This is a genomic window from Marinobacter sp. MMG032 (assembly GCF_040112695.1).
Taxonomy (GTDB): domain Bacteria; phylum Pseudomonadota; class Gammaproteobacteria; order Pseudomonadales; family Oleiphilaceae; genus Marinobacter; species Marinobacter salsuginis.
On sequence record NZ_CP157802.1, the window covers coordinates 1701187 to 1723724 of the forward strand.

15 protein-coding genes and 1 pseudogene are annotated in these 22538 nt (G+C 53.2%); 8 read left to right on the top strand and 8 right to left on the bottom strand.

Features of this window, described 5'->3' with window-relative positions:
- Positions 1-7 precede the first annotated feature (7 nt).
- Positions 8-3202 carry an Ig-like domain-containing protein gene (locus ABNF92_RS07890; protein ID WP_011784152.1) on the top strand — a complete coding sequence of 1065 codons (3195 nt, stop codon included), beginning with the start codon at positions 8-10 and terminating at the stop codon, positions 3200-3202.
- Positions 3203-3335: 133 nt separating this feature from the next.
- Here the strand turns inward: ABNF92_RS07890 and ABNF92_RS07895 are convergent, their stop codons facing one another.
- On the bottom strand, positions 3336-5972 hold the full coding sequence (locus ABNF92_RS07895; RefSeq protein WP_349343868.1) for a LuxR C-terminal-related transcriptional regulator: 2637 nt from the start codon (positions 5970-5972) through the stop codon (positions 3336-3338).
- Between the two features lie 241 nt (positions 5973-6213).
- Between ABNF92_RS07895 and ABNF92_RS07900 the strand changes: the two genes are divergently transcribed.
- Positions 6214-7428 carry an alkane 1-monooxygenase gene (locus tag ABNF92_RS07900; protein ID WP_041656661.1) on the top strand — a complete coding sequence of 405 codons (1215 nt, stop codon included), beginning with the start codon at positions 6214-6216 and terminating at the stop codon, positions 7426-7428.
- Between the two features lie 137 nt (positions 7429-7565).
- A pseudogene (locus ABNF92_RS07905) lies at positions 7566-7715 on the top strand (rubredoxin); the annotation flags it as partial.
- A gap of 100 nt (positions 7716-7815) precedes the next feature.
- On the opposite strand, the gene ABNF92_RS07910 reads toward ABNF92_RS07905, so the two are convergent.
- Positions 7816-9023, bottom strand: a protein-coding gene (locus ABNF92_RS07910; protein WP_349342663.1) for an IS3-like element ISMaq2 family transposase whose coding sequence is annotated in 2 segments (ribosomal slippage) — positions 7816-8696 and positions 8696-9023 — 1209 coding nt in all. Because the reading frame shifts where the segments join, the coding sequence is not laid out codon by codon here.
- A gap of 52 nt (positions 9024-9075) precedes the next feature.
- Here ABNF92_RS07910 and ABNF92_RS07915 point away from each other — a divergent pair.
- Genes ABNF92_RS07915 through ABNF92_RS07930 form a run of 4 tightly spaced genes read left to right on the top strand, consistent with a single transcriptional unit; the run spans position 9076 to position 14270 of the window.
- Complete coding sequence (locus tag ABNF92_RS07915) at positions 9076-9408, top strand: rubredoxin (protein ID WP_349343869.1); 333 nt, start codon at positions 9076-9078, stop codon at positions 9406-9408.
- 51 nt (positions 9409-9459) lie between these two features.
- Positions 9460-10914 carry an aldehyde dehydrogenase family protein gene (locus tag ABNF92_RS07920; protein WP_011784148.1) on the top strand — a complete coding sequence of 485 codons (1455 nt, stop codon included), beginning with the start codon at positions 9460-9462 and terminating at the stop codon, positions 10912-10914.
- Between the two features lie 27 nt (positions 10915-10941).
- Positions 10942-12633 carry a choline dehydrogenase gene (locus tag ABNF92_RS07925; RefSeq protein WP_011784147.1) on the top strand — a complete coding sequence of 564 codons (1692 nt, stop codon included), beginning with the start codon at positions 10942-10944 and terminating at the stop codon, positions 12631-12633.
- A 14-nt stretch (positions 12634-12647) separates the two neighbouring features.
- Positions 12648-14270 (top strand): long-chain fatty acid--CoA ligase, encoded by a 1623-nt coding sequence (locus ABNF92_RS07930; protein WP_181799995.1) that lies wholly within the window; start codon positions 12648-12650, stop codon positions 14268-14270.
- 140 nt (positions 14271-14410) lie between these two features.
- On the opposite strand, the gene ABNF92_RS07935 is transcribed toward ABNF92_RS07930, so the two are convergent.
- The 5 genes from ABNF92_RS07935 to ABNF92_RS07955 form a co-directional block, all read right to left on the bottom strand.
- Complete coding sequence (locus ABNF92_RS07935) at positions 14411-15355, bottom strand: IS5 family transposase (RefSeq protein ID WP_011784145.1); 945 nt, start codon at positions 15353-15355, stop codon at positions 14411-14413.
- 454 nt (positions 15356-15809) lie between these two features.
- Complete coding sequence (locus ABNF92_RS07940; RefSeq protein ID WP_011784144.1) at positions 15810-16754, bottom strand: IS5 family transposase; 945 nt, start codon at positions 16752-16754, stop codon at positions 15810-15812.
- A 637-nt stretch (positions 16755-17391) separates the two neighbouring features.
- The gene (locus ABNF92_RS07945; RefSeq protein ID WP_011784143.1) at positions 17392-18642 is read right to left on the bottom strand and encodes an FAD-dependent oxidoreductase; all 1251 of its coding nucleotides are present in this window, start codon (positions 18640-18642) and stop codon (positions 17392-17394) included.
- A gap of 73 nt (positions 18643-18715) precedes the next feature.
- The gene (locus tag ABNF92_RS07950; RefSeq protein WP_011784142.1) at positions 18716-20128 is read right to left on the bottom strand and encodes a cytochrome P450; all 1413 of its coding nucleotides are present in this window, start codon (positions 20126-20128) and stop codon (positions 18716-18718) included.
- Positions 20129-20142: 14 nt separating this feature from the next.
- On the bottom strand, positions 20143-20517 hold the full coding sequence (locus tag ABNF92_RS07955; RefSeq protein WP_022988825.1) for a 2Fe-2S iron-sulfur cluster-binding protein: 375 nt from the start codon (positions 20515-20517) through the stop codon (positions 20143-20145).
- 75 nt (positions 20518-20592) lie between these two features.
- Between ABNF92_RS07955 and ABNF92_RS07960 the strand changes: the two genes are divergently transcribed.
- Positions 20593-21663, top strand: a complete 1071-nt coding sequence (locus ABNF92_RS07960) for an AraC family transcriptional regulator (protein WP_011784140.1) — start codon at positions 20593-20595, stop codon at positions 21661-21663.
- A 41-nt stretch (positions 21664-21704) separates the two neighbouring features.
- On the opposite strand, the gene ABNF92_RS07965 is transcribed toward ABNF92_RS07960, so the two are convergent.
- Positions 21705-22319, bottom strand: a complete 615-nt coding sequence (locus ABNF92_RS07965) for a TetR/AcrR family transcriptional regulator (protein WP_011784139.1) — start codon at positions 22317-22319, stop codon at positions 21705-21707.
- Positions 22320-22538 lie beyond the last annotated feature (219 nt).

Consider the following 22538-nt stretch of genomic DNA (forward strand, 5'->3'; position numbering starts at 1 on the left):
GTACGGCATGAAAAAAACCACTATTGCATTGATTGTCACCACAGCACTCGCAGGCTGCGGGGATAGCGGCGACCAGCAGACCGTTACCCGGGCTCCGACACCCGGATCGCTGACATTTACCTATCCGGCTGACAGTACGCCCCCGGGCGGCGATCAGCCCGGTGTCACGTCCACCGTTCCCACAACAACACCTGTCTTCCTGCGTTTCAACAAGTCCATCGACACACCGCTGACCGACATTCCTGACTCTCTGATCCTGAGGGATGCCACCGGGAACGAGGTTACCCTCACAGACGTGATGTTCACTGATGAAGACAAGATGGGGCTTGCGGCAAAGCCGGACAAGGCGCTTGCACCGGGAACCAGCTACACCCTGACCGCAGAGGGACTTCAGGTTGGCGGCGCACCAGTGTCCCTGACCGCGGACGGAATCAAATTCAAGACAGCACCGGCAACATCCGGCCCGCTTCTGAGCCAGACCGAAGGTACCGGATTTGAACTGGCGCGAACCATTCCGGACGGAGGGAACGACTACCCCGTCACGGACTTTACGACATTCCGGCTTCAGTTTACCGAGCCCGTCGACCCGCAATCGGTGGTTTACGGCCAGACCATCCGCCTGGCGGACCAGGCCGGCGAACCGGTCAATGCCGAAGTATACGTCAAGGACCACCGGGTTACGGTGGATCCGGAAGGCTACCTGGATCCGGCCCGAACCTATAACCTGACCGTGACCAGCGGCATAAAAAGCGCTCTGCTGGGTGACACCCTGTCCGAAGATCGCACACTGACCTTCAACCCGACCGACTCCCGCTCTCCGACTGGCAAGCGCCAGATCATGGCTCAGGTAGCTGAAAACATGCCAGGCCAACTGCCACTGACGGGTGCCGATTACAATTCGGTAAACCTGAGCTCCCTTCTTCTGGGCGAAGAGAACCCGACCAGTGTCGCCGGCACTGTGTTCGCGGAACTGGGTTTTATTCCCAAGTTTGAGGCGGCCGCTCAGAGCATTCCGTTGAGGATCGAACGGGGCACCTTGCTCACCGGAAGCTCTGTAGAAGTCAGCATCGCGGGGGCTGTGCCGGCCGGGTTCGAGTCCGAAGCCGTCGGGGTTCGCTTTCTCTCGGATGCCAATGGTTTCCTGATACCCAACCCCTATACCGATGCAGTGGATGCACCCCGGGTGCTCGAACTCTACATCGATATGGCCCTGAATACCGGGAACACCGTTACCAACGGCGCCCTTGGCCAACAGCTCATGCACGTGCAACTGGTGGGCACTGCCCTCGTCGAAGACGGAAAGCTGAGCATCGAAGCCGTTGGTGTTATTGAGCCGGACGTGATGGGCATTGACACAGCCTCAGGCCTGATTTCCTTCAAGCTGAACGGCTTCCGCAACGTCGAAGATGCCCCGCTACAGGCCGACTTTGCGGACACCGCAGCGCCCTTCATCAAGAGCTGGGTCCCCGGGGAACACTCCAACATACAGAGGCCTTCTGACCCTTTGATTGTCTATTTCTCGGAACCTCTCCTTCCGTCATCCATCAATCCGGACAATATCACCCTCATCGCCAATGACGGCACCACATCGGCAGAGGTTGCCTTTAAATCCCGGCTTGACGGTCCGGCTCTCGTTATCCGGCCAACCGAGCCGTTAACGCATGGCATCGATTATACCCTTACGATGGACGGCCTTGTTGACCTGTCGGGTAATCCGATGGCCAGCACAAGCCGTAATTTCAGGCTCGACCCAACGGCGGAGGTTCCGCCAGCTGACGTTGGTCCGATTGCCCTTACAACCCTTCCTGGTTACCCATGCGCCAAGACGGACCTGGATGCCCAGCCCGGAAAACAGGGGCGGTGTCTTGGTGGCATCACGAGCCAGACCCCTGCTTCCGCGAATTTTGGACAGCGCCCGCTGGATGATTTGCTGCCCATAACCGAGCATCCGGCCAGCGAGCCTATTATCGTGCGCTTCTCACAGGATATCGATCCGGACTCCATTGTGGCCGGCGAAACTGTTGTTGTGGAAAAGCAGGACGAGAACGGCAGCTGGCAGTCAGTTGAAGGTTATAGTCTTAGCCTCCTCAATGGTCGTGAACTGAGAGCCGTACCACTCGACAAGTGGGAGCAAGGAACAAACTACCGTTACGTGCTGACCGATGGTATTACCAATCAACAGGGTATCCCCCTGTACAGCAGGCTCCTGAGCCAGTACGCCGACCCGGGAAGGAGCCTCGGGGACCTTTCGTCAGGCGGACAACCGCTTGAAAACCGGTTTGTTGCCAGAGATATAACCAAAACCTCCGTGCTTCTGCCGCTGAAAAATCTCCCGAGCAGGGATGTGAATGCTAATCTGAAGCTGGACCCGGAAGAGCCTGATGCCATCAGCGGAATTCCTGAAAATTCCATGAAGCTTGCCATCACGGAGATCAGTAGCGGGGTGCTTGAGGATAACGGGCAGATAGGCTGTGAAGTAGGCACCGAAGCTTGCGATGAGTTCAAAAAATTCATTTTTCTGACAGCAAACCTTGATGTTGAGATAGTGGGTGAACCAACCGTTGCCGAAGATGGCAGCACGCGAGTGCCTGTGAAGTTGCATCCGTCGGTACTCCTTACCACGCCTAGCGACATCTGGGTCAATCTGAGCAGTCAGTTGCTCGCAGTACTTGCGACCAGTGATTTACAGACCTCTCAAGAGTTTGACACCGGACCCCTCGCCTTGCGTATGCGTTACCAGGGCGAAAACCGCGACGGCCTGATTGATGGTGTGATTCTACAAAAAGACGGTCAGCTGACCTTCGAGACCGAGCTGGATGTTTACCTTGATGCACCGTATCTGAACGTTAGGCTGAGCGGACTGGCGAACACCCGCCTTGAGGATAATCTGCGCAGCTATCCAATTAATGGATTGAAGCTCTCTGGACCGATAACCTTCCTTGATGATGGCAGGATCGTCATAGAACAACGAAATGTTGAGCCGATTGTGCTGTCAACGAGGCTTTTGGGGCGAGCAACTGTGGGCTTGCTTGAAGAGGAGTCTGCAATTTGTAGTATCGGAACAGGTCTTCTTTGCCGCCTATTGGGCGGGGTTGTTAATGGAGTAGTAAACTCAGTGATCGACGTAGATACTGAGCTCACAATACAAGTTGCACCGAATGAACTTCAGCTCAGGTATGTGTCTCCCTACACGCAAAAGTGATGAAACCTGACACAGGGCCAGTCTCCGGACTGGCCCTTTTTCCGTCGAAACCGAAAACAGATCACCCCGGGAAGATGCCCCCTGCCAATAGTCCGGTTCTGCAACCAGCAGAGCACCGGTTACTTTTCACTCACTATAAAAGCCCGCGCAGTCGCGCTTCAGTGACCGCCTGAACCCGGTTGGTTACTCCAAGTTCGCTGAAAATCTTTTTCAGGTGCCACTTGACAGCATCCTCGGTCACAAGAAGCCGCTCAGCGATCGCTTTGTTGGTCATTCCGTTGCTTATGCACTTCAGTATGGAAATCTGCCTGACCGTGATAACGGGGTCGGTATGTCCCGGTACCGGTGCAGCGCTGAGGTCGTCTGCCCGGACCTCGGGGTCCTTTGTAGTGGCTGCTTCAGCGGTGTCCGGCAGGTCATCAAAAAGATTCCGGGCAAGGGGACTCAGGGAAAGCAGCGCTTCTTTTATCCACAGCGGTGTAAAGTGGCAATTCAGATGCTCCGCATGCAGGTTGGCATCAAGAATCAGGCGCTTTGCCGGTTTTGAGGAACCGAGGGCAAAGGCTGCCAGGGCCTGGCAATACTGGGCGGCGACCCTGGTTCTGGCATCTGAGATGGCACTGGCAGCCTGAAGCGCCTCTCTGGCATAGTTCCCGGCCACACCAAACTGCTTCCCAAGCCTTAGCCTGTACATTGAGCGCACTAAAGCAATGTGCGCCTGAATGGCCCGGTTTTGATTCGGCGTAAATATCAGCTCGGATTCATCGGGAAGTATCGGTGGCTCCAATTCCTCGTTGTTCAGGAGAGTGAACTCAGCCAGCTGAACTTTCGTCAGGATATTGAGGCGCGGGAGCTCGCGCTCGCTGGCGGCCAGGCGGGCTTGCTCCAACAGGGCCATGGCTCTGTCCCGGAATCCCTGGTGGTACAGCAAACGGCTGCAGGTCTGTGTACATCCCCACAGAATGTCGGTAACGCCATAATTCAAGGCGAAATCAAAGGATGCCTGTGCAGATTCCGGGGAAACCAGGTGATGATCCTGTTCGAGCAGGATTTGTACCTCAAGAACACCAAGCATCTTGCTTAAAAAGCTTTTTGGTACGCCAATCTTTTCTGCGGTTTTATCCGCCTGACGCAACAGGTGCATTGCCCGGACGATGTCGCCTTTGAACAATTCTGTCTGAATTTCCGCCGCTTTAAGCCAGATAAACGCGTAGAATTGATTGGATGACTGATTGGCCACAGCCGCCTTGTGCAATAATTCTTCTAACTCTTCAAAGCGGCGGTCGCTGGAGGCAATGAATGCCTGGCATGTAAGGGCCGCGCCTTTACCCACCAGGTTGCGATCGCCAAAGGCGTCAATCCACTTTTCACAGAGCGCCTGACTCTCCGGCAATTCATCGTGTGTGGCTTTACCTATTGCCTTGACCAGTTCCCGCCACCCCTCCTCATCAAGGCTGCCCAGCCCCCTGGAAATCGGATGGCGGGAACTCGCCAGCATTTCCTCTGCCTGCCGCGCTTGCTGGCTGAAATACAGAGTCCAGGCATAGCCTATGCTTAAGGAAGCGATTTTTTTTATCGTGCGAGCCGGCACCTTTTCAAACCACGTGCGAAGCACTTCAATTTCACCTTGCCGGAGCGCCACATCCAGAATAATGCTGTCACTGACCACGCGCGCCCAGCGATGGTCACTGGCTTCCAGGGCGACGTTGATTGAATGGAGGTACTCTCCCCTGCGCCAATGCCAGAAGGCAACGCGTTTCAGCACATACGAACGGCGCTCCCGTTGAGTGGCGCTAAACACACTGCGCAAATACTCTCTCAGCACAGGGTGCATGGTCAGGTGCTTGCCGGAGGCGGCGGTGGGGGCTAAAAGTGCAAATTTTTCGTTAAGAAACGAAATTTCCTGATCAGCCTGTTGCGTTTTATAGACATAGTCATAGCATTCAGCGCTGATCTCCTCGAGCATCGCTGCGTTGCAAACAAACCTTCGCGCATGTCTGGGTAGCACGGACAAGAGATTGTCCCTGAAATACGAGCGGGTTTCCGGCCAGGATTCGGGAGGCAGGTCCGGGTTCGGGGTTTGGCGCATCAGTCTGACGAGTGCGGGCCATCCGCCCGTGGCTTGTATAATGTTGCCTGCTTCGGAGCCACCTATACCCGTTACCTCACCAAGCTTCTCCGGCTCCTTTAGGTCCTCTTCTGTAAAGGCAAGCTCATCAGCACCATAGGTCACAACACCCGTCATCAGCGACAAACGCGGCAATGCCCCGGCGCTGCCGGGCGCAATAAAAAATTTTACATTGTCCGGTGTTTCACAGATCAGATCCTCAATCAGATCCCCGTTATCCGCCCCTTCACCGGGCCCGTCAAGGCAAATTCTTATGGTCTTTCTTGCATTGAACAAGGCGTCCCGAAGCGCTTCGATGGTGTCAGTGTCACTTTTCAGCGCTTCCCGGGATTCAGGTCCTTCAATCTGGTATAAAACCAACGCCGCAAACAGGCTGTCAGTGACTTCGCGCGGGTCCGGGTAGGATCGTCCATTGATATAGACGGCGCTCTCGTGTTCCGGATCGCGGATGTTCGCTGCCAGGGCTACCTGTACAGATTTTCCGTAGCCCGGCGGAGCCCGGTACAGAACGACTTTTGCTCCAGGCACCGCGGAAGCACTCAGGCGCTGGCGGTCTGTACAGCCTTGAGTGATGAAACGCTGACGACCCCACATCCGGGCGGACATCTTTCTGCACCAATCTTCCAGGCTATGGCGTGTCATGACAGTCAAGTCTCCTGCTTTGCCGCCCCGGAACGCGAGCGCGCCAGGGCATGACGTATATCGACCGTTATCCGGCGCCAAACCTACCCGTTCGGGTAGTTGTTTGACCCCAACTTATAGCCAATCCTGTAACTGCGTACAACCGGCCCGCTCATCTGAGTGGCCCGTTGTGCGCGATGCAAAACAATACAATATGTAAAAAGATGATGAATCTAATAACAATAAGGTGATCCTCATGTCAATGTCAGAAAATGTACTAACAGAGTCCCTTCAAAGGGACCCTGGTGCCGAAAACTATGTGGACAGAAAGCGCCACCTGTGGATCCTTTCTGTGCTGTGGCCAGCAACACCTCTTATAGGCCTTTATCTGGTCGCCCAGACCGGATGGAGCATCTGGTACGGATTGGTGTTGATCCTTTGGTATGGCGCAGTTCCCTTGATTGATGCCATGTTTGGAGAGGATTTTTCCAACCCCCCCGAGTCGGCTGTGCCTCGGCTTGAACAGGATCGTTACTATCGGGTACTGACCTACTTGACGGTTCCTATTCACTATGCCGCCTTGATTGTCAGTGCCTGGTGGGTATCCACGCAACCAATGAGTGTTTTCGAGTTTCTGGCATTGGCCCTTTCCCTGGGAATCGTGAATGGCCTGGCTCTGAACACAGGCCACGAACTTGGCCATAAAAAAGAAACGTTTGACCGTTGGATGGCGAAGCTTGTCCTCGCCGTGGTCGGATATGGTCATTTCTTCATTGAGCACAATAAGGGGCATCACCGTGATGTGGCTACGCCGATGGACCCGGCGACATCCCGCATGGGCGAGTCCATTTACTCATTCTCACTGCGTGAAATTCCCGGTGCTTTCAAGCGGGCATGGGATTTAGAGGAACAGCGCCTCAGTCGTTGTGGAAAAAGTGTCTGGAGCCTGGAGAACGAAGTTCTTCAGCCTATGATTTTGACCGCTGTGCTTTATGCGGGATTGCTGGCGTTTTTTGGCCCGTTAATGCTGATCTTTTTGCCCATTCAAATGGCCTTTGGCTGGTGGCAGCTGACCAGCGCCAACTACATTGAGCATTACGGATTGCTGCGCGAGAAGATGTCGGATGGACGTTATGAGCGTCAACAACCGCACCACTCATGGAACTCAAACCATATTATGTCGAACCTGATTCTGTTTCATTTGCAACGACATTCCGACCATCACGCCCATCCTACAAGGTCCTATCAATCGCTTCGCGACTTCAAAGACCTGCCTTCCTTACCATCGGGATATCCCGGAATGTTCCTGGCCGCAATGTTTCCCTCATGGTTTCGGTCGATAATGGACCACCGGGTGCTGGATTGGGCTAAAGGAGATCTCGATAAGATTCAGATTCAACCCGGCAAGCGTGAATTCTATGTGCGTAAATTTGGTGGGACTGATTCTGAATCAGTCGATACCGCAGCGTCTAAATGATCGGCTAATTAGAACTTATATACGTCGTTTACTTTATTTACGTTGCAGAAAAAGAGCCTCTGACGTGCACCTGAAAGAGGGTGCGCGTCGGGCGCTACCAAAACAAAGACAATAATATCGTTTGAAAGGTGCTTTAAATGGCTAAACATCAATGCCCGGATTGTGGTTATGTATACGACGAAGTGGTTGGTGATCCGCACGAAGGCTTTCCTGCAGGAACGACCTGGGAAAAAATTCCTGAAGACTGGTCCTGTCCAGACTGTGCCGTCAGGGATAAGGTTGACTTCGTTGCGCTTCAAGAAGCGAACTCGGAACTTTCGGTGTCCGCAACCAATATAGCGGTCCGTACTGCCAGCTGTAGTTGCCCCCGCTAAACCGGACACCACCTCATTCGTTTGATGCCAGTTCCGCCCGGTACTCCCAGGGCGATTTCATTTTCAGCCCCTTGTGCGGGTGGCTGCGGTTATAGTCTTCGACCCATTCCGGCAACCTGGCCATCACCGTGGCGGCATCAGGGAGATCGTTCAAGTACACATAGTCGCGCTTAAACGTCTTCACGAAGGCCTCAGCCATGCCGTTGCTCTGAGGGCTTCTCACCGGTGTGGTACACACGACAAAGCCCAGAGAGGACGCGAAGGCTCGCGTTTCTTTGGCAATGTAGCAACTGCCATTGTCCGTCAGCCATTCCAGCGGATGAGGCACTCGCTCTGACTGGCCGAACCGGTATTCCAAGCTTTCCAGCAGCAGGTCTTGAACCATCTCACCGGTGATGCCACCAGTAGTCGCTACATAGCGCATCAGCTCGCGATCACAGCAGTCCAGGCTGAAGGCTACGCGGACAACCTCCTTGTTCCAGCAGCGGATCTCAAAGCCATCTGAGCACCAACGAAGGTCCGGCTTCAACGTAATAACCTGGCCATTGTGGCAGCGCTCTTGAGGTCGCCCTGTATACCGGGGTAACAGCAGCCCATCCTGCTTCATCAGTCGGTACACGCGCTTGTGGTTTACTCGCTCATCGTTGGCTGCGAGCAACCGATTCAGTCGAGCCGTGATCCTTCGATAGCCATTGGCAGCACGGGCCTCGCACAGCTCACGGATAAACGGCAAATGCCGGTCATCGTCTTGTTTGCTGTATCTCGGGCTTCGGCCTTTCTGGCGACCATGAAGGCGATCCAGAAGATTGGAGCGCGATACCTTCAGCACTTCCGCAACCCGCTTCAGAGGGTATCGTCCGGTGGCAGCAACGGCATGCGCGAGATCAACTTTTTTGACTGAGCCACCTCCAGGGCTTCCCGGAGTATTTCAGCTTCCATCGTCTTGCGGCCCAACATCCGCTCCAGCTCCCGAACCTTCTTTTTCAGGGCTTTGACCTCGGATGCGCTTACAACCTCATCACCGGATTCAATCGCGGACATGCCACCGTCTTTCATCAGCTTCTTCCAACGGAACAACAGACTTGCTGATATACCATGACGCCGGGCTACAAGCGATACCGACATGCCTGGCTGCTCACACTCTGCAACCATGAATGCTTTCTCCTGCGCGGAATACCGGCGACGGCGCTGCACTCCGGTTATGACTTCGATTCTCTCCACCTTGGACACTCCTTTGCACTAGGTCTATGCCTAGGCCTTTGCTTCTACCAAGGTGTCCGGTTTAATTGGGGGCTACTACACCAGCCAAGCTAAGACCGAGGGAGCATCGCAGAAAGCAACGGACGCATCTACTCCTTCAGCTAAAAATAAAACAAAGCCCAAAGCGAAACCGAAGCCTACCTCTTCAAAATCGCCCAAAGACTCGACTCAAAAAGATACCTATCGGAAGTGGGTCTGCATCACTTGCGGCCATATCTACGATGAAGCTCTCGGAGATGAAGCCGAAGGCTTCCCTGCCGGCACTCGTTTTGAAGATATTCCAGACGATTGGTGCTGTCCGGACTGTGGTGCCACAAAAGAGGACTATGTCCTCTATGAAGACTAATAATCCGATTTAAAATAACAACAGTCTCGTTCGGAAAGAGGTGATTTTATAATGCAGATTGCTAGTCTGGCGGAGGTTGGGCTGCCCAATGTGTCAACCAGCGATACGATTGATTCAACGTTCGCGGCCCTAAAGCGGGCACAACTTGCGCGTCGCGGAAGTTTTACCTTAGAGGCTCGAATAGCGCAGCTCGACCAGCTGCGGGATTCAATTAAACGCTACGAATCAAACATCATTGCGGCTTGCGCGGCGGACTTTCGAAAACCCGCTCCAGAAGTCAAATTAACTGAACTCCTGCCGGTGCTTCAGGAAATTCGACACACTAAAAAACACTTGCGTAAATGGATGCGTCCGAAGCGAGTGGCTGCATCCATTGGTGTTTGGGGTACGAGGTCTTATGTTCGGCCAGAGCCAAAGGGTGTGTGTTTAATTATCGCGCCATGGAATTATCCTCTCAATCTTGCGCTCGGACCTCTCGTCTCAGCGTTGGCTGCGGGGAACGGAGCTATCATCAAACCCTCGGAAATGACACCCCACACCTCAAAGGTGATTGCCAACATTGTCGCCGAAACCTTCCCCCCCGATCTTGTTTCGGTGATTGAAGGCGATGCCGCTGTAGCCCAGAAACTGTTGGCCCTGCCCTTCGACCACATATTCTTCACTGGCAGCCCTGCGGTCGGCAAGCTGGTCATGGAGGCTGCGGCCAGGAACCTTTCCTCGGTGACACTGGAACTGGGGGGAAAATCCCCGACCATTGTAGGCCCGGATGCCAACATCAAGAAGGCTGCCCGATACATTGTCTGGGGGAAGTTTGCCAATAATGGCCAGACCTGCATCGCTCCGGACCATGTTTTTGTACACAGAAGCATTGCAGCCCCATTCAATGAAGCACTTAAACAGCAAATCGGGCGCATCTACGGGAAAACGCCGGAAGCCCGGCAATCGACGCCTGACTATTGCCGGATTGTAAATGCCCGTCATTTCCAGCGCGTGTCAAGCCTGATAGAAGATGCCAAAAGCAAAGGCGCAAACGTCTTTGAAGGCGGTATTACAGATGCTGAAGAAAATTTCATTGCGCCGACGTTGATTGCAAATATGTCCAGCGACATGGATATCTCACGTGAGGAGTTATTCGGCCCGATATTACCGGTTATTGAGTTCGATGATATTGATTCAGTTATCAACAAAATCAACGATAACCCCAAGCCACTGGCGCTTTACGTATTCGACCAGAACAAGTCTTTTGCCAGAAATATTATCGAACGAACGAGTTCCGGCGCTGCAGGGATTAACCTTACAGTCGTGCACTTCCTGCATCCGGACCTGCCTTTTGGCGGAGTGAATAATTCTGGAATAGGGGCATCCCACGGTGAATACGGTTTCCGCGCTTTTTCCCATGAAAAGGCGCTGATGGAGGATAAGCATTCTCTCATCCACCTGCTTTTTCCTCCCTATACACGCTGGGTCCGGCGGCTCATAGATGCTGCTGTTCGTATTCTGGGCTGAGCATAATCCAATAACAAGAGAGTCACTATGTACGATTACATTATTGTTGGCGCCGGGTCGGCTGGCTGTGTATTGGCTAACCGACTGACTGCCGATCCCTCGAAGCGAGTAGCGTTACTTGAAGCAGGGCCAAAGGATAAGAGCCCGCTCATACATATGCCTGTGGGTATTGCACTTCTTGCCAATAGCAAGCAGGTGAACTGGGCCTTCGAAACCGAGCCTCAGGAACATCTCAAGGGGCGCCGTCTGTTCTGGCCCCGGGGTAAAACTCTTGGCGGCTCCTCCTCCATCAACGCCATGGTCTACATCCGGGGCCACAAAGCCGATTATGAACACTGGGGTCAGGCTGCCGGAACCGACCTTTGGGGATGGGACCGCGCATTAACATTGTTTCGCCGACTGGAAGATAACGAACGTTTCGGACCGGATGCTTACCACGGCAAGGGCGGTGAACTCAGCGTAAGCGATCTGAGATCGGTCAATCCGTTAAGTCGGGATTTTGTTCGCGCCGCTTCCCATGTGGATGTCCCGGTGAACACGGATTTCAATGGCGAAACGCAAGAGGGACTGGGCCCCTACCAGGTGACACAAAAAAATGGTCGGCGCTGGAGTTCGGCGCAGGCGTTTCTGCGTGGCGCAGAGAAACGGCCTAACCTCGATGTGCTAACGGACGCTCGGGTAACCCGGGTGGTAATGGATGGCCAGCGGGCGGTTGGGGTGACACTGAACCAAGGGGGCGAATATCGCCAGCTCAGACTCAATAATGGCGGTGAAGTCATTTTGTCCGGCGGGGCGGTTAATTCACCACAGCTACTTTTGCTTTCCGGAATCGGTGATCGCGAAGAGCTTCGGAAACACGGAATCCCTCTGGTCCATCACCTTCCTGAGGTGGGCAAGAATCTGGTCGATCATTTGGATATTACGCTGATGCACGCGGCGAACTCACGTTTGCCTATTGGTGTTGCCCCCAGCTTCCTGCTTCGGGGAGTGAGCGCACTTTTTTCCTATATTTTTGCGCGACGCGGGTTTCTCACCAGTAATGTAGCCGAGGCAGGAGGCTTTGTTAAATCCAGCCCTTCGTGTGAACGACCGAATGTGCAATTCCATTTTTTGCCAACTTTTTTGAAGGATCATGGGCGAAAAGTGATGACCGGGTATGGCTACACCTTACACATTTGCGATCTGCTGCCCAAAAGCCGGGGTTTTATTGGACTGAAAAGCCCTGATCCATTAGCCGATCCGTTGATTCAGCCCAATTATCTGAGTGACCCCGAAGACATCAAGACAATGATTTCCGCCGTTAAATTCGGGCGACGAGTACTCGCGGCACCGACAATGGCTTTGCATAGTAAGCGAGAAGTCATGCCCGGAAACTCTGTGTCCTCGGACGATCAGATTGCGGACTTCATCCGGGAAAATGCAGAGACTATCTACCACCCCGTTGGCACCTGCCGTATGGGCGTGGATCCGGAGTCAGTCGTTGATCCAGAGTTGAAAGTCAGAGGCATTGAAGGGCTTAGAGTCGTCGATGCTTCGATAATGCCCAGTTTGGTTGCCGGTAACACCAACGCACCCACCATGATGATTGCCGAAAATGCAGCCGACATCCTCCTGGGAAATGTCACGGTTCAGGCTCGGGTTATGACGCCCACGCCCACCGCGGACACTACTGACGCCAACTATTCCGTCCCACGAGCAGTAGAAATGGAGAGGAGATAAACGTGCTTGGCAAAATGATGAACGTAGAACTCACCGTGAATTCTTTGATCGACCATGCTGCTCGCTACCATGGAGACGCTGAGATTGTGTCGATAGGAACGGATGGAAATCCCAGTCGATCTGACTGGGCAACTGTTTCGAGGCGGTCGCGACAACTTGCGTCGGCGCTTCGAACGGCAGGCTATGTCCAGGGGGATCGGTGCGCGACCATTTGTTGGAATAACGTGGGGCACCTGGAATGTTATCTTGGCATCTCTGGTGGCGGGATGGTGTGTCACACCATTAACCCGCGACTGTTTCCAGAACAACTCGTTTACGTTATCAACAATGCTCAAGACAAAGCCATATTCTTTGACAAAACGTTCCTTTCGATTGTTTCAAATATCCGTGACCGACTGGAGACGGTTGAGGAATTTGTATTGATGTCCGAACCGGACGAAGAAATTGCAGCGCAATTTCCAGGATTGTTGTTTTATGAAGAGTTTCTCCAGCGAGGAACGCCTAACGCGAATTGGCCTGAAATCGCCGAAAACCAGGCTTCAAGCCTCTGCTATACATCGGGCACCACTGGAAATCCCAAAGGGGTGCTCTATTCACACCGCTCCACCGTTCTGCACGCGCTGGTAGCTGCTCAACCTGACGCACTGAATTTATCGGCACGGGACGTGGTGATGCCGGTTGTTCCTATGTTTCACGTAAATGCGTGGGGGGTACCCTACATTACGGCGATGGTTGGAGCCAAACTGGTGTTGCCTGGTCCCGGCCTGGATGGACAAAGTTTGGTCAAGCTTATCGATTCAGAAAGCGTAACGATTGCGCTGGGTGTGCCCACGATTTGGCAGGGACTTCTTTCGGCTTTGGACGAGCTTGGCTCCTCGGCAAAGACGCTCAAACGGACGGTGATAGGTGGTAGCGCTTGCCCTCCCTCAATGATGTCAGAGTTTCGTGGTAAGTACGGCGTAGATGTTGTCCATGCATGGGGAATGACTGAAACATCACCGATCGGAACCGTCAATGCACTGCTGGCGAAACACGATACCCTTTTAGAAGGAGAAAGAAATAAAATCCGTGAAAGCCAAGGACGGCCTCCCTACGGGGTGCAGCTCAAAATTGTGGGAGAAGACGGCCATCAACTGCCCGAAGATGGCGTTGCTCAGGGAAATCTCCGTATCCGTGGTCATTGGGTGGTAGCCGACTACTTTGGTTTTGAGCCAAATCAGACTCTTGAGGAAGACGGTTGGTTCGAGACAGGTGATGTTGCTTCGATCAATGATGATGGGTTTATGACAATACGTGACCGCTCAAAAGATATTATTAAATCTGGTGGGGAATGGATATCGACAGTCGAATTGGAGGGAATCGCAATGGGCCATTCTGCCATCAATGAAGCTGCTGTGGTGGCGGCCTCCCATGATAAATGGGATGAACGACCGATCCTGTTGGCAGTAAAAATACCCGACGCAAATATTACGGAGGAGGAACTTCTTGCTCATTATCAGGGAAAAGTCGCCAAGTGGCAGACCCCGGATCGCGTGATTTTTGTGGAAGCATTGCCACGCAATGCCACTGGGAAAGTATTAAAAAACAAGTTGCGCTCTGAATATGGGGAAGTGTTAGTCAATAAACCGGCAAGCTAGGGAAGGTCTGAATAACTGCTGATATTTGCCCATCTTGGGTTTAAACGGCAAAAAATCGAAGATTCAGACACTATTTTCCCTTTATTTGTGTGTTTTTTGCCCGTTTCCCGCCATTTTGGCGGAAAACAGGCGCACTGGCCCTACGCCAGCATGTATTTTTCACCGATCAGCAGGTTGCTAAACGCGGCCAGCAAATGCAACCGGTTGCTGTTCTTGGCAAGGCCGCGATAGCGGACCTTGCCATAACCAAAGACCCGCTTGATGTACCGGAAGGGATGCTCGACCTTGGCACGAACACTGGCTTTGATCTTCTCTGCTTTCAGTTTGTCGGCATCCAGCGTCTTCCGGGTGCCAGGCCGTTTGGCAATGAACCAGGAGACGTTTTTGCGGTGCTTATGCTCATCCCGCTTCTGAATGCCAAGGTAACCGGCGTCGCCGAAGACTCGTTGCTCTTCACCATGCAGCAGCTTGTCGGTGGGCACGATGTCGTGAACATTGGCAGCGGTGGTATCAATGCTATGAATCAGACCGAACGTGTCGTCGACACCAATGTGCATTTTCATGCCGAAGTGCCATTCGTTGCCCTTTCTGGTCTGGTGCATCTCCGGATCACGCTTGCCAGTTTGGTTCTTGGTGGAGCTGGGAGCAGAGATGATGGTGGCATCTACGATGCTTCCTTCACGCAACATCAAGCCGTTTTTCTCCAGGTGTTTGTTCACCTCTTTAAACAGCGCCTTGCCAAGACCGTGCTGCTCCAGGAAATGCCGGAAGTTGAGAATCGTCGTCTCATCTGGCAAACGGTCCAGCTTCAGACCCGCGAAGTGCCGCATGGATTCGATCTCGTACAGCGCGTCTTCCATGGCCGGATCGCTCAAGTTATAGAACAACTGCATGCAGTGAACCCGCAGCATGGCAGGCAGCGGATAAGGGGGCCGTCCGTTCCGGCCCTTCGGGTAATAACGGGCTACCTTCTTCTCCAACTGCTTCCACGGAATCAGCTTGTCCATCCGTTCCAGAAAGATCTCGCGACGGGTCTTGCGCTTCTTGGTCTGGTATTCGGCTTCGGAGAAGGTGATCTGATCCATGCTGGCAACGATCCTATGCGATTGACGATGGCCGTATTATCGCTGATTTTGGAGACTTATTCAGAGCCTCCTTAGAAAAGCAGTACTTCACAAAGCTGTCAGGTGTCTAGGATATTGGGGCTTGCCACACTGCGAAATCGAAGGGGGTATCGATGAAGCAGGTTATCAAGAATCTCCATCGGCAAATCGGTCTTCCAGTACGTTAATAAAACGTTGGTCTCAGTTAGCCACAAAAACGTGTTCGATGCCATGACGAACAAAGACTGATCATGTTCGCGGCGCATACATTGTACTCGCCAATTACAGAAAGCTAAGGAAGGTCTGAATAACCGTCGATTTTCACCAGCATCCGTTTGAGCCAGCAGAAAACGGAAAATTCAGACGCAACTCTCCATTTATTTGTATGTTTTCTGCCCGTTTCCCGCCATTTTGGCGGAAAATAGGCACACTGCCCCTATGCCAGCAGGTATTTTTCACCGATTAACAGATTACTGAACGCGGCCAACAAGTGCAGCCGGTTGGTGTTTTTCGACAGGCCGCGATAGCGAACCTTGTTGTAGCCGAACACCTGCTTGATGTACCGGAACGGATGTTCCACTTTTGAGGGGATGCTGGCTTTGATTTTCTCGGCTTTCAGCTTGTCAGCATTCAGGGCCTTCCGTGAACCCGGGCGCTTGGCGATGAACCAAGACACATTTTTACGGTGCTTGTGCTCGCCTCGCTTTTGTATGCCGAGGTAGCCGGCATCACCAAAGACTCGGCGCTCTTCACCGTGCAGCAGTTTGCCGGAAGGCACAATGTCATGGACATTGGCAGCAGTGGTGTCGATGCTATGGATAAGGCCCAGTGTGTCGTCGACGCCAATGTGCATCTTCATGCCGAACTGCCATTCGTTGCCCTTTCGGGTTTGGTGCATCTCCGGATCGCGCTTGCCAGAACTGTTCTTTGTGGAGCTGGACGCAGAGATGATGGTGGCATCAACAATGCTGCCTTCACGCAGCATCAGGCCGTTTTTCTCCAGGTGCTTGTTCACCTCTTTGAACAGCACCTTGCCGAGACCATGCTGCTCCAGAAAATGACGGAACTTAAGGATCGTTGTTTCGTCTGGCAGACGATCGAGCTTCAGGCCAGCGAACTGGCGCATGGATTCGATCTCGTACAATGCATCTTCCATGGCCGGATCGCTGAGGTTATAGAACAACTGCATGCAGTGAACGCGCAGCATGGCAGACAAAGGATAGGGAGGCCGTCCGTTCTGGCCCTTGGGGTAATAACGGGCTACCTTCTTTTCCAGCTGCTTCCACGGAATCAGCTTGTCCATCCGTTCCAGAAAGATCTCGCGGCGGGTTTTGCGCTTTTTGGTCTGGTACTCGGCTTCGGAGAAGGTGATCTGATCCATGGTGGCAACGATCCTATGCGGTTGACGACGGCCGTATTATCGCTGATTTTGGGGACTTATTCAGAGTCTCCCTAAGTGACCCAAATCATTTCTTTCATCATATGTTCGAGAATTCCCAAACTTGAGGCCTACGCCAGCAGATATTTTTCACCGATCAAAAGGTTGCTGAATGCAGCCAGCAAACGTTATTTAAAAACCTCTAACCGTTTAGTTGAGTAATAGATTGCCATCAGCACTGGTACGTCCTTGCTATAAAAAACTGTTTCATTAGCGCCATACCTTTGATTCAATTGGTCAAGTGTCCTGATATCAATATCGGATGTCAGAACCCGCCTCCCATTTACATCTCCAAAAAGCCTGAATCTCACTCTGTTTGACTTACAGACTGCCTGCAGTTTGAACCCTGAGTAGCCCGTTCTTGGATGCCACTTTCCAACGGCTTCAACAGTGACACTTCCAACAGAAGAGGCCGAAAACATTAAGTGCTTGGTGTGATTTAACCAAGATTCAGTGATATACACCTCAACCCATAGCGGTCGCGCAAAGTCACAATCTTTTATTGTTAAGAGGATCAAGTTCATATTTATTGGCTCACTCCGGTGACTGGCTGCTTCGGTTGCCACGCAACATATTGCCTTCAACTCTGGAGCCTTCCGTTCACCAAAGATTTCAGTTCAGTATCCGGATCCTCTATTAGTTCCGGGTTGATCGTTCTGCGTTGTTGAACGAGTGTCTTGCCTACCAAAAAAGCAAGGGGCAGGTTGACCGCGTCAACAGCAATAACACAGCCTTCGCGGAGATAGAACACGGCAAATCCTTTATCCTCGGGGGTGCCTCGAACCACTCGCTGATCATGATTTTGCGACAATCCTACCATCTGCAGACGAACATCGTACTGGTTTGACCAGAACCATGGAACGCTATCATAGGGTTTCTCCTCACCCATCAGGGTTGCCGCGGCTGTACGAGCCTGATCGACAGCATTGGCGACAGACTCGAGTCGTTGCATCTTCTCGAAGAAAAGATTCCGGTGCCGGGTGCAGTCACCGATCGCCAAGATGGCGGGGTCCTCGGTACGGGTAAATTCGTCAACAATAATACCGTTATCACAGGGCAGGCCGGCGTCCTTAGCCAGAGCGGTTTCCGGGATAATGCCGATCGACACAAGGACGATGTCGGCCGGTACGGTGCTTCCGTCCGCCAACGTCACGCCAGCCACATGCCCCTGATCGCCCGCTTCGAAGCCGGTTACCGCTGTGTTCAGACGTACGTCCACGCCGGCGCCACGGTGTTTGTCGTAAAGGAACGCTGATATTTCCGGGCCCGTAACGCGCTGCATAAGACGTTCGGCGGCTTCTAGCACCGTGACATTAACACCTTTTTTGTTGGCACTGGCCGCCACCTCAAGGCCGATGTAACCACCACCCACGACGACCAGGCGCTTTCCAGCAACTAACTGTTCACGCAGTACCTCTGAATCAGCTATGTCGTGCAGGTAATGAATGCCATTTAAGTCAGCCCCGGGCGCGTTCAGGTGTCGAAGGTGTGACCCGGTGGCCAGGACCAGTCGATCGTATTGCAGCCTGCTCTGATCCGACAAGCTGATGGTGCTACTGTCCCGATCAATTTGTTCGACGCGCACACCGAGCCGCAACTGATGGCCTGCGTTCTCGTATACCGAGCGCGGTTTCAGGTACAGCGACTCCTGATCAACGTCTCCTGTCAGGTAATTCTTGGACAGCGGCGGTCGATGGTAGGGCGGATGAGGTTCATTCCCCACCAGAACGACCTCATGTTGATATTTTTTTTGGAGTAAGGCTGTCAGGAGGGCACCTGCTGCGTGCCCACCGCCAACAATGACCGTCCTCTCTTTACGTTTGCTTACCATAGGCTATCTCTTTCGCTGTGCCCTGGGATTGGACTCTCCACACGTTCGGATGCCATCCTGGTCAATCGGTTAATTAACTGTTCGGTGTCAGTTTGACCATCAACCTGGAATAGCCCCGCACGAAGTTGGACTGCACCCGCTCGGGCTCTTCGACGACTTCGATGTTGTCAAAACGCTTGAGTATTTCTTCCCAGAGGATGCGCAGTTGCAGTTCAGCCAGACGGTTGCCCATGCAACGGTGAACCCCATAGCCGAACGACATGTGGTTTCGTGCGTCCTTGCGATCAATGATGAACTGATCGGGGTTGTCAAATTTGCGCTCGTCCCGGTTACCCGACGCGTACCACATGACAACTCGATCACCCTTCTTGATGGTCTGGCCGCCCAGTTCGACATCCTGCTTGGCGATTCGGCGCATATAGGCCAGCGGCGTTTGCCAGCGGATGATTTCCGACACCATGTTCGGAATCAACTCCGGTTTTGCCTTCAATTTTTCAAATTCCCTGGGGAATTCGTTCATGGCCACCAGGCCACCACTCATCGAGTTGCGCGTCGTATCGTTGCCGCCGACTATGAGCAGCGTCAAATTACCGATAAACTCCATCGGCCGATTGATCAGGTCTTTCGTTTCTTTGTTGCTCTGCAACAGGCTGATCAAATCGAAACCGGGCTCCTCGCCTGCTGCGCGGCGCGCCTCCTTGTCCCGCCAAAGCCTGGAGAAAGACCGGGCCATGTCTGCCGCGTCGTCAAACATGGCATTTTCATCGGCAAACTCCCCGCCGGTGGCCGATGCTGCACCTGCCATTCTGTCCGACCACTCAACCAGCTTGTGGCGTTCCTCGTAAGGAAAATCCAGAAGCGTCGCCAGCATGCGGCCTGTGAGTTCCTTGGAAACAGCAGGTACCCAGTTAAAGGGTTTGTCTGTAGGCAGGCTGTCAAGCACATCGCCGGTGCGTGATCGGATCAGCCCCTCCATCTCCTTCAGGTTTTTCGGTGCCACTACTCCCTGCACCGAGCTGCGCTGCACATCGTGTTTCGGCGGATCCATCGCTATGAACATTTCCACCGACAGCCCCTCCGGAGGGTCACCGAGAATGATTTGCGGCTCGGCGGAAAACAGGTCGTGACTCTTATCCACGAACAGGATGTCTTCAAACCGAGTTACCGACCAGAAGGGGCCGAAAGGGCTGTTCTTCTGGTAATGGACCGGCGCCTCATCACGCAACCGTTTGAAATAGGCGCGCCACTGACCCTGCCGGTATAAAAACGGATTGCTGACATCGATGTCCTCAAGGGCCAGCGTGTTAACGTCCGGGATGGGTGTTTCAACGAATTCGGGCATCGGTCGGCGTGGGCCGAAGGTCTTCCTCTTGGCGCTCATTAAGAATTTCAGTCCCTGAATTTGCCTCTGCATCGGCACCACCCTGGAGGTGGCGTTAATCAGTCGGGACTGAATGTCGTCAAATGTTCTGGGCAGTGTTGGCATGCGTCCTCCTGTGTTCACATCTGGAACTCGGGTAAATGCACGGTCATGCCGTCCATTTCATCAGTCAGTACCACCTGGCAGCCCAGGCGCGAAGTGCTCGCCCGCTCCGGTGTCATTGACAGCATTTGTTCTTCCTCATTGCCAGGCGTGCCTGTCTTGCTGAACCATTCGTTCGTGACGATAACGTGGCAGGTACCGCAGGCGCACTCCCCCCCACAATCCCCGTCGATACCGGGAATGGCGCTATCAACAGCGATTTGCATTACCGAGGAACCAGCTTTGAATTCTGCGACATGTTCAGTTTGATCATGTTCGATAAACGTAACTTTGCCCAATGTTGTTCTCCTACCAGCATTGATGATTGACAGATATTGCCTGTCTGCCAGCATATTTTTCAGGTCATTTCTTGACAAGCAGGGGTCATTTGAAGACAAAATGGCGAAACTTTAGGAAGGGGGGTATCAATGATGGCGGCGCGGAAGAAAATGGAGGAGTTGCAAAGTCCCGGTCCGGATATTCCATCGAATTACTCACGGCTAGTTGCACGTGAGCTGAATCTGACAGCCAGACAACTTCCGCGTCTGCTGCGGGGCACTGGACTTGGGGTGACGCAATTTTTGAGCGAGGACGGACTGCTTACTGTGGCTCAGCAGATACAGATCCTGCGTAATGCAATGGATCTGTCCGGCCAGCCAGAATTTGGGTTAAGGCTGGGTAAACGAATGACTCCGGCAACCCACGGAGCAATGGGGTTCGTGGCTTACAGCAGCCCCGACCTCCTCACTGCTCTACACGCGATTCGGACATTCCTGCCCACGCGCGCGAGCTTCATCCAGTTGCACTTGCAGCAAGTCGGTGAGCGTTTGGAATGTATTCTGCAGTACCTGGGGCCATTAGACGATGACATACAGCGTTGCCTGTCGGATGCGATGGTCAAGGCACTTTTCGAATTCGGCGAGTTCATGGTTGGCCGCCCTTTGCGCGAGGCTGAAGTATGCTTTGCCCATCCGAAACCCGAGTATCACGCAACGTATTCGGACTTTTTGTCCGGGCAGATTCACTTTGATTGCAGCCAATTAAAACTCAGCTTGCCGATGGCCTTGTGTCGGGAACCAAACGCCTCTGCCAATCATGAAAACTATCATCTGGCCATGCGACAGTGTGAAGCCATGCTTGCGCAACTTCAGTCCGATAAGCCAAGCTACCAGACCCGGCTGAAGAAGATGATGTTGTCCCGGCCGCCGGGAACGCTCAGTGAAGAGGAAGCGGCTGCTTCTCTGTTCATCAGCAAACGCACCCTGGCGCGTAAACTCAACCATGAAGGCAGCAGTTTTCGAAAAATCCGTGACGAGATTCTGTCTCAGCAGGCAGCGCTATACCTGCGTGACAGCGAACTGTCAATCGAGGCCATTGCCGCGTTGATGAATTATCACGACAGTGCCAATTTCAGACGCGCCTTCAAACGCTGGTTTGGCCAGCCACCTGAGCAATTCAGGCTAAACGTCAGATCACACACCATCTATACACGTGATTAACAAACATAAACCGGCGCTAATTACGCTTGGGGAGCCAGTGCCTATGTTCGTACACTTTTCCTGATTACACCATCCATGATGACGTTCCAGACAAAATCACCAATGCCGTCGAGTGTATAGACACCTTTCGGATCAAACCAGGTTGCGACCCAGTTGAGCGCCCCGAGGCCGATTAGGCGAAGCAGGCGAGCATTGACATCCTTCCGAATCACGCCTTGCTCAATCATCGTTTCGATGATCTCGGCCCAAAGGGATTCATACTGGTCACGCAAAGCGATGATGTCCCCGCGGGCCTCCGCGCTCAGTGAACGCCACTCAAACAAAAGTACGTAAACCGTATCCGAATCAACCAGCAGGGCGTGCAAATGTGCGTTGATACAAAGACGCAATCGTTCCACGGGATCGTCCGAGCTGGCGTACGCGGTTTCAACCTCTGTTGTAACCAGGTCTACTCCCCGACGCATCAGCTCAACGAGCAGCGCTTCCTTGCTGCTGTAACGATAATACAGACTTCCGGGCAGCATATTGCAGGCTTCGGCAATCTCCTTTAGAGACGTCCTTTCAAAACCTTTCTCTCGAAAGAGCCGGGCGGCGTTAGACAAAACGTTACCCTGATCGCCTAATTTGCTTGCAGGGGTAATCTGTCTGTCAACCATGGCTTAACCATCTCCTGAGCAATCCCGTTTATTAATCATCAGAGCAGCCATCATTCGATTCGTTTCACTGATCGCACGCCATTACACCGGTGCCGTGCCATTTGGATTAACAAAGTGTTGACTTTTGGTTGGTTGACCAACCAAACTTTGGAAACAATGCTACTCACAAGAGAACGCCATGGCAATGACCTATGACAATCCACTGGTCCTCTACACTTC